Origin of the sequence: Microcystis sp. M090S1, from assembly GCF_020246295.1 — a bacterium.
Taxonomy (GTDB): Bacteria; Cyanobacteriota; Cyanobacteriia; order Cyanobacteriales; family Microcystaceae; genus Microcystis; species Microcystis aeruginosa.
In genome coordinates this window covers 1-13,880 of the sequence record NZ_JADBTF010000462.1, presented here as the reverse complement: position 1 = coordinate 13,880, position 13,880 = coordinate 1, and the positions used below count along the sequence as shown (strand labels likewise).

The 13,880-nt window shown below is 43.6% G+C and carries 10 protein-coding genes and 2 pseudogenes; 4 read left to right on the top strand and 8 right to left on the bottom strand.

The features are described 5' to 3' along the window. A pseudogene (locus IM477_RS20210) lies at positions 1-206 on the bottom strand (RNA-guided endonuclease TnpB family protein); the annotation flags it as partial. A 107-nt stretch (positions 207-313) separates the two neighbouring features. Here IM477_RS20210 and alr point away from each other — a divergent pair. Both alr and IM477_RS20200 read left to right on the top strand, forming a co-directional pair. Then, positions 314-1,510, top strand: coding sequence for an alanine racemase (alr, locus tag IM477_RS20205; RefSeq protein WP_287733236.1), 1,197 nt, complete (start codon positions 314-316; stop codon positions 1,508-1,510). A gap of 433 nt (positions 1,511-1,943) precedes the next feature. Continuing rightward, positions 1,944-3,248, top strand: a complete 1,305-nt coding sequence (locus tag IM477_RS20200; protein WP_287733235.1) for a cytochrome P450 — start codon at positions 1,944-1,946, stop codon at positions 3,246-3,248. A gap of 128 nt (positions 3,249-3,376) precedes the next feature. On the opposite strand, the gene IM477_RS20195 is transcribed toward IM477_RS20200, so the two are convergent. The 7 genes from IM477_RS20195 to glyS form a co-directional block, all read right to left on the bottom strand. Then, positions 3,377-5,368: an ABC1 kinase family protein gene (locus tag IM477_RS20195; RefSeq protein WP_287733234.1), complete on the bottom strand. Its 1,992-nt coding sequence runs from the start codon at positions 5,366-5,368 to the stop codon at positions 3,377-3,379. Positions 5,369-5,534: 166 nt separating this feature from the next. Further along, on the bottom strand, positions 5,535-6,626 hold the full coding sequence (locus IM477_RS20190; protein WP_287733233.1) for a glycosyltransferase family protein: 1,092 nt from the start codon (positions 6,624-6,626) through the stop codon (positions 5,535-5,537). Positions 6,627-6,700: 74 nt separating this feature from the next. Further along, on the bottom strand, positions 6,701-7,390 hold the full coding sequence (locus tag IM477_RS20185) for an HNH endonuclease (protein WP_287733232.1): 690 nt from the start codon (positions 7,388-7,390) through the stop codon (positions 6,701-6,703). Continuing rightward, positions 7,387-8,811 carry an AAA family ATPase gene (locus tag IM477_RS20180; protein WP_287733231.1) on the bottom strand — a complete coding sequence of 475 codons (1,425 nt, stop codon included), beginning with the start codon at positions 8,809-8,811 and terminating at the stop codon, positions 7,387-7,389. The genes IM477_RS20185 and IM477_RS20180 overlap by 4 nt, the downstream gene beginning before the upstream one ends. A 70-nt stretch (positions 8,812-8,881) precedes the next feature. Next, positions 8,882-9,955, bottom strand: a complete 1,074-nt coding sequence (gene bchI, locus IM477_RS20175) for a magnesium chelatase ATPase subunit I (RefSeq protein WP_002760148.1) — start codon at positions 9,953-9,955, stop codon at positions 8,882-8,884. An 83-nt stretch (positions 9,956-10,038) separates the two neighbouring features. Then, a complete protein-coding gene (locus IM477_RS20170) occupies positions 10,039-10,428 on the bottom strand; it encodes a hypothetical protein (protein ID WP_012267367.1) in 390 nt (129 codons plus the stop codon). Positions 10,429-10,657: 229 nt separating this feature from the next. Then, entirely contained in the window at positions 10,658-12,790 is a 2,133-nt protein-coding gene (glyS, locus tag IM477_RS20165) for a glycine--tRNA ligase subunit beta (RefSeq protein ID WP_287733230.1), read from the bottom strand. Positions 12,791-13,060: 270 nt separating this feature from the next. Here glyS and IM477_RS20160 point away from each other — a divergent pair, with 270 nt between their 5' ends. After that, entirely contained in the window at positions 13,061-13,582 is a 522-nt protein-coding gene (locus tag IM477_RS20160; protein WP_287733229.1) for a DUF3122 domain-containing protein, read from the top strand. Positions 13,583-13,610: 28 nt separating this feature from the next. After that, positions 13,611-13,760, top strand: a pseudogene (gene miaE, locus IM477_RS20155) (tRNA isopentenyl-2-thiomethyl-A-37 hydroxylase MiaE); the annotation flags it as partial. Positions 13,761-13,880: the final 120 nt, after the last annotated feature.

Below are 13,880 nucleotides of genomic sequence, written 5' to 3'. Positions count from 1 at the left end.
TATTGAGGATTCCCGTGTTTAGTCCCATCTGATGTAATAGCAAAATGGGTTAGTCCAACATCTATCCCGATAGCTTTTCCTTCTGATGATTTTTGGGGTAAATCCTGACCATCATCATAAAGACAAGATGCGAAATATTCTCCTGATGGATTAACTGAAACCGTAACAGACTTTAAGTCTCCCTCTGGTTGCCGTGAAACTTTGCAATCGTGCTTCGCTGTTTTATATTGGTCGGGGTTTCATCCTGTCAGTACGAGGGTCTTCACCCCGACATCTGTGATAAATTGGGTTATGTGTGCAAAGGAGTGAGCGAGTGGTGTTTAGCATCGAACCAAAAATTATCAATCCGCCCAAAAACCGTCATGATTATCAATTGTCGGAAGCAATTCGCTATCGTGCTTGGGTAGAGATTGATCGCTCGGCCTTACAACAAAACGTGCGAAAAGTCAAGGCCTTATTAGCCCCAAAAACGGAATTAATGGCGGTAATTAAAGCCGATGCTTACGGACACGGGGCAGTTAAGGTGGCTAACAGCGTTTTAGAAGCCGGAGCGCAATCTTTAGCCATCGCGACTATTGGGGAAGGTATCGAACTACGGGAAGCGGGAATCGTTGCCCCAATTATGATTTTAGGGGCAGTGAACACCCCGGAAGAAGTGGCAGCCTTAGCCCATTGGCAATTGCAACCCACCCTGGTGCAAATCGAACAGGTGCAAATTTTTGCCACCGTGATGAGACGCTTAGAGCAGACGCTGCCGGTCCATATCAAACTAGATACGGGGATGTCTCGCTTAGGTACACAATGGCAAAACGGCACAAAATTCGTCGAACAGGTTTTAGAGGCTCCTAACCTAAAAATTGCCAGTATATACTCCCATTTTGCCACGGCTGACGATCCCAATCCCGAGATCATGCAGTTACAACGGCAAAGATTCCAACAAGCGATCGCCGAGTTAAGCTCAAAAGGTTATCATCCCCCCTGTCTGCATTTAGCCAACTCTGCCGCTACCCTAAGCGATCGATCTCTGCACTACGATCGAGTTAGAGTCGGATTAGCTCTCTACGGTCTTTATCCCGCCGATCATCTCACCGATAAAGTCCCTTTGCAACCCGTCCTGCAAGTAAAAGCGCGCATTGCCCAAGTCAAAACCATTGCCGCCGGCTCCGGAGTGAGTTATGGTCATCAGTACATAGCGGCAAAAGACACCCGTATTGCTGTGGTCGGTATCGGTTACGCTGATGGAATTCCCCGCAATCTCTCCAATCGTTTAAAAGTATCCCTGAGAGGACGTTTAGTACCCCAAATCGGCGCGATAACCATGGATCAGTTAATGATTGACGTGAGCGAGATTCCAGAGGTAAAAACAGGGGAAATCGTCACACTTATCGGTAAAGATGGCCCGCAGTGCATCACCGCCGACGATTGGGCGCGGGATTTAGGTACGATATCCTGGGAAATTCTCTGCGGTTTTAAGCATCGTTTGCCGCGAATTACTATTAGCAACGGCTAATTAGGGTTTGCGGCAAAAAGTTTTTCCTGGGGGCAGGGTGTGGGGTGTAGGGTGTAGGGTGTAGGGTTTTAGCGATTTTGAGGGGGTCAATTACCTAATTTTCAGGGAAAAAGTACCTGAATTTTCCACCCGATCACTCCCATATATGGTACTTTTTGGAAACCAAAAAGTCTAAAAGGTTTAGTCAACAAGGTTTTCACATTTATTGAGCAAGCCCTAATTATGGCGGTGATCTTAAAAAATGTCAATTGGCGGCAATTCTTACTGTTGACTGACTGGTGAGATGTGTAATTAACTTTGCTTAGGTACTTACCGTTGCTGAGTGCGATCGCTAATTGCTAGGCTAGATTGCGCGATCAATTCTCCGCCGCTTTAGGTTAAAATAAACAGGGTTAATCGACGGCAACTGATTAGTTTTACCCTAGAGGCAGCGATGACTATAAGCAACGATTTACCCCTACCCCCCGGCAGTTTCGGATTACCCCTATTAGGAGAAACAATCGCTTTTTTGACCGATGGGGATTTTGCCAGCAAACGTCATCATAAATATGGTCAACTTTTCCGTACTCATATTTTTGGCAGTCCCACGATTATTTTATCCGGTGCCGAAGCTAACCGGTTTCTCCTCAGCAACGAGAATAAATACTTTGCGGCAACTTGGCCTAAAAGTACCAAAACTCTCCTCGGCAGCGCATCTTTAGCGGTGCATACAGGAGATGTCCACGCTTCCCGTCGTCGCTTAATCTATCAAGCTTTTCAACCCCGGTCCCTAGCAAGTTATATCCCTACGATAGAAACAATTACCGCTCGCTATTTAGAGCGTTGGCAAACCGCAAAAACCCTGTCATGGTATCCTGAATTAAGAAACTATACCCTCGATATCGCCTGTAAATTATTTGTCGGTCTTGATCATGGTTCTGCTACCAAATTAGGAGAAGCTTTTGATACTTGGTGTGCGGGACTATTTACCCTTCCCATTCCCCTTCCCTGGACAGCTTTTGGCAAAGCATTACGCTGTCGAGAAGAATTACTGCAAGCGATCGAAACTATCATTTTAGAAAGACAAAAAAATGATGACCCAGGCCAAGATGCTCTTGCTATACTTTTACAAGCTAAAGACGAAAACGGTCAAAGTTTATCCTTAGCGGAATTAAAGGATCAAGTGCTATTATTACTCTTTGCTGGTCATGAAACTTTAACCTCCGCTATCGCCACTTTCTGCCTACAAATGGCACTGCATCCCGATATTTTTCAGCTTGTCCTCGAGGAAATAACTAATTTTGATCTATCCACTCCTTTAAGCGTCGATACCCTTAAACAGATGACCTATTTAGATCGCGTTTTAAAAGAAGTTTTACGTTTTACTCCACCCGTGGGAGGAGGATTCCGTCGGGTAATAGAAGACTGTCAATTTAACGGTTATCATTTGCCGAAAGGATGGACAGTGCAGTATCAAATCACCAATACCCATAAAGATAATAATATTTATTCTCGTCCTGAAACCTTCGATCCCGATCGCTTTTTAGCCGAGGAAAAACCCTACGGATATATCCCTTTTGGTGCGGGATTACGCGAATGTATAGGCAAAGAATTCGCTCGTTTAGAGATGAAAATTTTAGCCGTCCGTTTAGTACAAAAATACGATTGGCAATTACTCCCCAATCAAGATCTCACCCTCACATCTATCCCCACTCCCCATCCTCGCGACGGTTTACAAGTCACCTTTAAACCCCGTTAACCTGCTAGGATAAAAAAACTTTAAAAACAGTTTAACGTTTTTCTCTGAGCCGTGAAATTTATTCCACGGCCTTTATTATCGGAAATGCTCAGATTTTAATCCGTCGGTGGAACTCACCCGAACAGAGGTTAATCGGCAGCGGGTAAAGCTTTCGGTAATTCTCCATTTTGCCGATGATTTGGTCTATCGAATTCGAGAACTAAGTAACGAATTAAACGCGCTAGGGATTTTTGTAGTAAACCTTCAGCAATTTTTTGTCCCATCTGTTGGGTTTCGGGTTTAGCGATTAGTTTAGTCATCACTGGCACCATAGCCATGGCATCGAATCCTTTCGTTTCCTGTAAAATACTAAAGATGTTGCGAAGATGCTCGAAAGTCTTAGCATCACCCAACAATTCTGGGGGAGTTTCTTGCACCGCTAAACCCACCTGTTCCCGGAAATTAACCGTGAGATTAAACCAAGTGCGACGACCGAAGTTATCGAGAGCATTCACTAACTCATTAACTAATTTTTCGCGGATAAATATACCCCTATCTGAAAGGAGAAAATCTAACGCTTGATCGGTGACTTTCTCGAAGTTAAAATCATTAGAATCTTTAGCATTACGCAAGAGATTTTCTAAACGATTCCAGCGAAAAGTACCGTCTTTAAACAATAAATCCCGCAGGGAATCTCGCAACTCCGTGGAAGGATCGGTGAGCAGACGTTTAGCAATGTAAGGATAGGCTTTACTAAGTACCTTAAAATTAGGATCGATGCCAATTGCTATTCCCTCTAAAGTCACCATCGAGCGAATAATCAGGGCATAATAGGCAGGAACTCGAAAGGGAAACTCATACATCATCGCCGACATTTTATCGGTGATACTTTTAAAGTTTAATTCTGCCACACTCGCCCCTAAAGCATTACCGAAAACTTCCGAAAAAGCGGGAACAATTGGCTCTAAATTGGTAGTTGGTGACAGGAAGTCTAACTTAACGTAATCCTTGGCCAAAGACTCAAAATCCCGGTTGACTAAATGCACCACCGCTTCGATTAAACCGTAGCGTTGATAGGGTTCAATATTGCTCATCATGCCGAAATCAAGATAAGCTAATTTACCGTCGGGAGTCGCTAATAAATTACCCGGGTGGGGATCCGCATGGAAAAATCCGTGTTCAAGTAATTGACGCAAAGAACACTGCACCCCCACATTAACTAAGTGGGTGGCATCAATACCCTGAGCTTGAATTTCTTTGATATTAGTTAATTTTGTGCCGTCCACCCACTCCATGGTTAAAACCCGTCTCCCGGTATATTTCCAGTAGATTTTGGGGATGTAAATTTCGGCAATGTGACCATAAAGTTGAGCGAATTTTTCGGCGTTTTGTCCCTCGTGAAGATAATTAATTTCTTCAAAAATACGAGCGGCTAATTCGTCGGTAATTGCCACTAAATCGGAGCGAAGTCTTTTAATATTACCTTTCACCCAAGTCGCCAAACTACGCATGATATACACATCTAAAGTTATACAGCGAATCAAATCGGGACGCTGTACTTTAACGGCGACTCTCTCTCCGGTTTTTAATTTACCTTTGTAAACTTGTCCTAGGGAAGCTGCCGCTATGGGATTGGGGGATAATTCTGCGTAAATTTCCTCGGGAGAATAACCTAATTCTTCTTCGATAAAACGATAGGCAATTTCGTTAGGAAAAGAGGGGATTTGATCCTGGAGAGTGGTTAATTCTTCTAAATATAAAGGCGGTACTAAATCAGGCCGGGTAGAGAGAGCTTGACCGATCTTAATATAGGTCGGTCCCAATTTGGTCAACATTTCCCGCAATTGTACGGCCCGTCTAATTTCATTTTTCGGCGATTTTCCCCGCAGTTTATCCCACCAGATACCGATGAGAAAAGATAAAACCGGCAGGGCAATTTCGATTAATCTCCCCAAAACGTCTAGAGGTCGCCGATGGTAATAGTCGTTAATAACTTGGGGATTGTAGCGCCAACTCTCGGCTACGTTGTCATCCATGGGACCAATATCTTCCCGATGCTCTTCGGGAATATGGACGGGCTGCACTTCAACGGTAATCGCTTCTGGGTTTTGCGTCTCTGGGGAGATCATCTGTTCGGACATAGTTCGGTGACGGGGCAGGGTGATTTGTAAACTATTGTAACAAGTATCGGCTTTCTGCCCGATCTTGTTTCTGTCTCCCTAGTTCTATGCTCAGGTTCGCCGTCAACTTTCCCCGGGGGGTTATCCGTATTTTTGACGATTTCGAGGCTGATAAGCTGTTCGTAATTTAATGCCTCTCAAAGTATTCTACGATAGAGCGAGCGATCGATTCTGCACCATCTTTAGCCAGTTTAACCTTTAGTCGTGGCGGTTGGGGGGCTTGGCGTAAAAAGTCCCAATTACCTTGAAAAAATTCTTCACTGCTAATAATTTGATGATAACTATAATCTTGGATTCCAGCCAATAAAATCGCTGATTCGGCGAAACCTTCTCGCATTAGGGAAACAATCGGAACCTCTAATTTGAAAGCCTCGGCAAAGGTACTATATCCCGGTTTGGAAATAATTCGATCGCACAGGAGCATAAAATCCACGGGACGATAGCTCCGATCTGGTTTATCCTGTAAGCGGACTAAATTGGGCAGTTCGGGCGCGTTTTTTTCAAAAGTGATAAATTGCCAATCGGGAAAACTGGCGAGGTTATCATAGGGAATTGCTTCTAATCCTAACCCACCAAAACTCAATAAAATAGTTTTTTCTTTAGGGGTATTTAGCTTAAATTCCTGTCGCAATTGTTCTTCACTGTAGCGGGGTGTACCTCCGGTTAAACCTGCCTCGCTAACGTGAGGAAATGCTGTCATTGCTTCTGCTAAAGGCAGTTTAAATAAGCGATCGCATTGATTATAACAACGACTGATCCAATCACTAATACTGGTGAATTCTTCACCCCAATCACGATAGATAAAATCCCAGCCAAAGTTACCGATCATCCAACAAGGAAGCCCCGCACTTTTGGCAATTAGTGCCGCTAAAGGCGGTAAATCGGCCACAACTAAACCCACACGATTAGTTTTAATAAAATTAACTTCACTGGCAATAATTGACCTTGATTGAGCAATTATTTGTTCTAGTTTTTCTTTGGTAGCTAATTTATCCATCGTTAAACTATCCGATTGGATTACCCCCACATCAAACCCCCGATGTCTTTGAATATATTCTCCGGATATATAGGAATCTAATAACCAGCGCGGAGCAGTGGTGACTAATATCGGCAAAATTTCGGGATTGAGTTCAATAATATTAGCTACCACCGAAGCACTACGGACAGCATGGCCAAAACCATGATTAGTAACGGCAAAATAAACAACAGGACGAGACATAAATATCAAGTAAGGTGAGAATAATAAGCGAGAAATTTTGTTTTTCAGACTGTAGATAATAATTACCCTTGATTTTAGGGAGGCAAATGAGGCCGTATATAAATACTAGCAAAAGCATAATATTCCGCTCCCGATTGACAAGCTTCTTGCAGTAAAGATAAAGCCTCCGAGTCTCCTGGTTTTGCGAAACGTAATAATGCTAACAATCTTTTAATATATTGACTACGATGGTTGATTAATTCTTTTCGTCCACGCATACCATTGATATCGAACAAATCTTCAACAATTTGACCACGCCGATCCCGACCATAAACACTGGCCAATTTTGCCATTTCATCCCAAACAAATTCAAGATGTACATTCGGATCGGTTACTCCATCCGTGGGGTCTATTAACAGAGGATTTCCCGTGATATCATCGAGAGGAAAATTTGTGCCTTTGTGATTGGCATCATTACATTTATCACAAGAAAGAAGTAAATTCTCCCAAGTAAAAGTCAGATCAGGATACTGGCTTTTTGGATAAAAATGTTTGATCGCTCCGTAAGTTACCACTATAATCTTACTTTCACAGTAAGCGCATTTCCCATTAAACATTTTAACTAATGCGTCTTTAACTTCCCGATGACGGTATTTATTTTGTGCTTGGTTAATTTGAGCTTTAGTTGCCTTGTTGTTTGATTTTATTGATTCTAAAGCCTCTAGCCAACGAGCGGCATTTTTAGCTAATACGGGTGGCTTTGATATTCTCGTGACAGGAATCAAGATAAACGCTCCTCTAGTAAGGCATCAATTCGGGATTCTAAACTATTAGGTTGAATAATTTCGCTAAAGGGTTTAACTTCTCGAACAAATAATGACAGTTGTTCATATTCTTGCTTTTCTTCTGCCGCCAGATTTTTTTTTTTACGATTTAGTTGGTGGTAACGCTTAATTTTATTGTCTGTATCAGTGGGATAGGTTGATTTCAGACCAAAAGCAGCACTTGTTAAAGTACGATCAACATTAGCCGCTAATTCTTTATAAGGAATTTCTACAATCTCTGATTCACCCTCTACCAGATCGATTCGTAGGGTGAAAGAATTTGGCCCCGCACCGGCAGCGATTAAAGGACTATGAGTAGCGACAAAGAATTGAAGCTTGGGAAAAACTTCCTGTAACCATCCAGCAATTTCCCTTTGCCAAGAAGGATGTAAATGAATATCTAACTCATCGATTAAGACGACTCCAGAAGCCTCTGTGGGGTTATCTAGATTGGGGAAGGATTGTAATAATCGCCAAATTAAATCCCCGGCTAAAGCAATCATACTCCGAAAACCATCGGATAAACTAATGGTTGGAACTTTTTGACCGTTAACTAGAAACTGAATCAAGCCATCGGCAGTTACTTCAGCAATTTCTACATTACCGGGTAACAGTTTAGTAATTGCTTCTTCGCCGATTTTTTTCATTTGTTTGGCTTGACTATCTTCAGGATTTTTGGCTATTCGATAATCTAAATACACCATCCATCTCTCAAAAGAACTTAAAGATGTATCCTCATTAAATTGGCTGAAAAAGTTGCTAGAGCGTTTCGGGGGTTCAAGACTAGGAATGATCACTTGACTCACTCGTGTCAAACGACGGAAAGCTCCATAACCGACGGCAAACCAACCATGATTATCGGAGGCAAAAGCATTGGCTCGCAACCAACTTAAAATTTTAGTATTTTCTTCGATTAATGCTGGTTCTGTATAGGTTTGTTTGTCCTTACTGCCTCCTAACTCTAACCTTTCCTTGCCTGTAACAAAATAGGAATAAGCAAAAGTTTTTCGAGTTTTATCCATACCAAATTTTCCCGCATCCCCATCTTCCTGATGAAGCACTGCGGTTAATTTACCCGGTGTCTTGGGATTACATATCCAACCGGTCGGACGTGGTAATAATTCTTTGGCCGCTTCCGGTCCCGCGAGCAGTAAAGCCAAAGCCTGTAAAATCGTGCTTTTTCCTACTCCATTTTCTCCTAATAAAGTGATCCAATGATAAGGTTTAGCACGCCAATGACGTTGATTATTGGGATTACGAATAAATTTAATCTCTTGATTCTGGAAGCATTTAATGTTTTCGAGTGTTATACTTTCAACCCACATCGACATTCCCCCAGAGAATAACAGCGATCGATAAAATTCTAGCTTATTTGGCCACATCTAGCCCTTTTTGGCCTTCATCTCTAAATCCAGTCAAAAACCCTCTCTTCGGGGAGAGGGTGAATTAGATTTAGGAATTTTCCTCTAATCCAAAGACGCGATTAAAAGCTTTCAAGACTTTATAACCAGAATCGATCGATTCTAAGGGATCTTTCCGCAAACGGTGACGTAAACAGAGAACAATTACCCGACGGATATCATCTACCGTCACAGTTGTCCGTCCTTCCAAAGCGGCCAGAGCTTTAGCGGCGCGATTGGTAACGATATCGCCGCGCAATCCATCCACGTCCAACTCGGAACAAACCTCGGAAATTTTCACCCGCAGATCATAATCAAGCTCAACGGAAGGCAAAAGATTTTGGGCCTCCACTAGCTTTCTTTGTAGTTCTTCCTGTTCTAAGTTATATTTCTCTAAAAACGAGAGGGGATTGCCATCAAATTCCGCACGCTGTTCCACGATTTTGACCCGTAGAGGTGGTTCTTTGACGGTGTGAATCTCGGCGTGCATTCCGAAGCGATCGAGCAGTTGTGGGCGCAATTCTCCCTCTTCTGGATTGCCCGATCCCACCAAAACAAACCGGGCCGGGTGACGGATGGAAATTCCTTCCCGTTCCACCGTATTCCAACCACTAGCGGCCGAATCCAATAGCACATCGACGAGGTGATCGTCAAGTAAATTAACTTCATCCACATAGAGAATGCCGCGGTTAGCTTTGGCCAGCAAACCAGGTTCAAAAGCTTTTACCCCTTCTGACAGGGCCTTTTCGATGTCAATCGTGCCACAGACCCGATCCTCCGTCGCACCGAGGGGCAAATCTACCATAGTGACTTTTTTCTTGGCAATGGTCAAGGGGATGGCCTCGTCCACCTTTTGCCGCACCTCATCGCTCATTAAATCGGGATCATTGGGGTCAGAATTAAAGGGATCGTTAGCAACTACGTCAATTTCTGGTAAAAGGTCGGCTAAAGCCCTAATTGTGGTCGATTTTCCCGTACCTCGATCCCCCATAATCATCACCCCGCCAATTTTGGGGTCGATGACGTTGAGCATTAGGGATAATTTCATTTCTTCCTGGCCGACAATAGCGGTGAAGGGAAAAACCACGCGGCGAGTTTTCGGAGGAGCTTGGGGAGTCACGGTCATAAGTTGATTCAAAAGTCAATAGTTTTTGAGTAAAGAATTATATCTAGTGGGGGTTCTAGCCGTCAGCTTTCAGCAAAGCTTTATCATTGTAAGTCTTTTTCCCTGCTTTTTAAGATCCAGCGCCAGAGGGGATGACGCGACCCTTCGGCCCGAATTTTCTGCACCCGTTGCTCTAAGCGCAGTTTTTCTCTGGGGGAAAGTCCTAAAATAATGTTGCGACTTTGCCAGACTAACACTGCTCCTGTAATGGCAAGACAAAAGGCTAGACCGATAGAAGGCCAGTAATTGAAAGCTAAAGCGTATCTAAGGGCTGTCCAAGTAAAATATTGCCGCATTAAGGCTATATCATCCCATAAAACCCATAAACTCGCCGAACCAATCCCTAACCAACAACCCAACACGAATAACCAACGACCCCATACCGTCAGTCGATGTAATCTTTGGACTTGTTGCTGTAGTTCAGAATCGGCCATTTCAGTTATCAGTGTGCATTAATCAGTGGAGGTGTGGGGTGTGGGGTGTGGGGTGATGGGGAGATGGGGTGTGGGGTGTGGGGGGATGGGGAGATGGGGAAGTGGGGTGATGGGGTGATGGGGAGAATCAATAAAGGTAGTCTATTGACAACTGCTCACTGATTACCACTGTCCACTGAAAACTCAAATCTGATAACTGATAACTGATAACTGATAACTGATAACTGAATTATCCCTTGACAATTGCCCCAAAATCTGCTAGGACTCGGGCGTGATTTCGCAGTAAACCCAACAGATTTAAACGATTGCGACGGACAGATTCTTTTTCTGCCATGACTAACACACTATTTTCGCCATCAAAAAAGTCAGCCACCAGGGGAGAAATTGCTGTTAAAGCAGTGACAAGACGCTGATAATCTCTTTGCTCTCTTGCGCGGATAGTTTCGGGAATTAGGGCAATTAAAGCGTCATAAAATGCTGGTTCGGAGGATTGTTCAAATAACTTCGTATCGATGATTCCCTTGGTTTCTAGGGTGGTTGTATCTAAATCTCCTTTTTGTGCCAAACGGGTCGAGCGATTGACGGTTTCATAGATGTTGGCTAACTGACCATCCTGACGAATTTGGCATAAAAAGCGAGCGCGTTCACGGGTATCTAATAAATTTTCTAAAGCGCGAGACTTATACTCTGGATCGTTTTCCCCTAAAACTGCATTAACGAGATCGTAATCTATCCTCAAATCATCAATTAAGAGAGTTTGCAGACGTTGTAAAAAGAAATCTTTAATCAGATTTGCCGGGTTAGGTTTATCGGGATGACTGGTGACAAAATCCTGAGCTATTTGCTCAATTAATGCCAAAAGATTGATATTAAAATCGGCTGACCAGATAATACTAATTATTGCATTGGCGGCCCGACGGAGAGCGAAGGGATCTGAGGAACCAGTGGGCAGCATTCCCAGTCCAAAAATACCGACTAAAGTATCTAAGCGATCGGCAATTCCCACCACTTGACCAGTTATTGTTTCCGGGAGTATATCCCCAGCATTGCGAGGCAGATAATGTTCAAAAATGCCCCGGGCAACTACAGCCGATTCACCGCTAATTAAAGCATATTTTTCGGCCATTACTCCCTGTAATTCGGGAAATTCGTAAACCATTTGGGTAACTAAATCCGCTTTACAAAGCATGGCAGTGGACTCTATATCACTGCGACTTTGTTCATCGAGATTTAACTGTTCGACGATCATCTGGGCAATTTCCATAATCCGATCGACTTTATCGCGCATGGTTCCCAATTCTTCTTGGAAAGTGACGGTTTCCAGTTGAGGAAGGAAACTATCTAAGGGTTCATCACAATCGGCAGTATAGAAAAATCTGGCATCGGCTAACCGCGCGCGGATAACCCTTTCATTTCCCGCGGAGATAATCTCAGATTTCTGGGGATCGCCATTGGAAATAGTGATGAAATAGGGTGACAAACCCTGTGGAGTTTTGACCGGGAAATAACGCTGATGTGTCACCATCACGGTAATAATTACTTCCGGGGGTAATTCCAGAAATTCATCGTCAAATTTGCCGACAATTGCCGTGGGATATTCGACTAAGTTAGTCACTTCTGCTAATAAATCTGCGGGAATTTCTGCCACTCCCTTGAGTTTTTTGGCCAGGGTGGTAATCTGAGCGGTAATTATCTGTTGACGCACTTGCGGATCCGCTTCCACAAAAATCGAGCGCAAACTGGTTAAATATGCTTGGGGATGACTAATGGCTAAGGATTGCGGGTGTAGAATGCGATGACCAAAAGTTAAGCGATCGCTGGTTAAAGTGGTAGAGCCATTAATTAATTCTAGGTGCAAAACTTCCCCATCCACTAAAGTTAATAACCAACGAATTGGCCGGGGAAATCTTAAATCTCCATCTCCCCAACGCATAAAACGTCTTCCTTCCAAACGGGTAATCCATTGGGGAATTAATTCAGTTAAAATCTCGGCTGTTTGACGACCTGGAATCGTTTTTTCAATATAGACAAATTCTCCTTTGTCTGTGGCACGAATGGAGAAAGCAGCGGTGCTAACTCCCTGTTTTCGAGCAAAACCCTCACCAGCAGCGGTAATTTTGCCATTTTTGTAGGCGGCACTAACTGGCGGTCCTTTTATCTCCTCGCTGCGAGCTTCTTGCTCCCTCGGTAATCCTGTGATTAACACGGCCAAACGGCGCGGGGTTGCGTAAACTTGAATAGCAGTCGCGTCCAGAGATTCCGTCTCTAAACTCTTGCTAACTCTTTCCCGCAATTGTGCGATCGCGCTATCGACAAAATCTGCGGGTAGTTCTTCTGTACCGACTTCCAGTAAAAAATCCATCTGATTGATTGGCCGTGTTTATGCTTCACCGATCATCTAGGCTATCACAGAAGCCGTGTCCTTAGTTTTTGCTCAGCTGTACTGCATTTAAACTGCATATTGGAAATTTTAGTACAAATGCTCAAACTTCCCCGACCTAGCTCTGGCGCTGCCCACTCTCCTATCCCTTTTAAACATTATGTTAGTATAACTATATGGCGATACAATTGCATTAGCTTGGCTAAAGGGACAAAGTTTATATCATATTTTATCTGTTATGTCAATAAAGTTATGAAACGATTTCTATTATTATTTTGTGTTCTCGTGAGTTTTTTGCTGTTTATCAGCTTTGAGATTGATTTTTCCTTGTCTGCACTAGCTCTAACTCGACAACAGCTAGAAGGGCCGGGGCAGCTGTTGTATCAATCCCGTCATAGTTTGCGCGATGATACAGGTAGTCCTTGGCAGGTGGTGTTGTTCAAACGAATTAAGGATGGGGAAACCCTAGAAATGAGTTTGCGCTTGGTGGGATTTCCTGAAGGGATTGAGTTTCTCCATGGAGAAAGATTGACGATAACGACAGCTAAAGGCGAAATTTTAGCGGCTAAGGATGCTTTTGCCGAAAAATCACCAGCAGCTAACGTCGGTCAATACGAGATGCAGGATATCTTACCGCAGCTACCCGTTACTGAAGCGATCGAACTTTCCCTACCCCTAGAGGCTCCCCGTCATCTTAACATCCCGATTCCTGTACTTTTAGAATGGCAAAGTCTGCTTTTTTCGGCAAATGTTCGACTTTTTGGGTTAGGGTGAAAGATGCAGCAAATTGGAATCAGCGACGATGGGAAAGATTAATTTATTAGTCAGTGCCACCTCTGAGGATTGGATAGAACAGGCAATTAATAATTTAGGGATTATTCTGCTCGATCATCCCCATTGTGAGCGAAAAGCGGCAGGAGGGGCCTTAAATCTCATCGGAAATTTTGGGTCTGAAACCCCGCCGTTCTAGGTTGGCTTTACGTTAGAATTAAAAGGCCAGTCTCGAAAACCAAGTGGACGGCGCAGCACCTTGAAAACTCGGCTTAGGGGGTTCCGACCAGAAAAGCTTGGC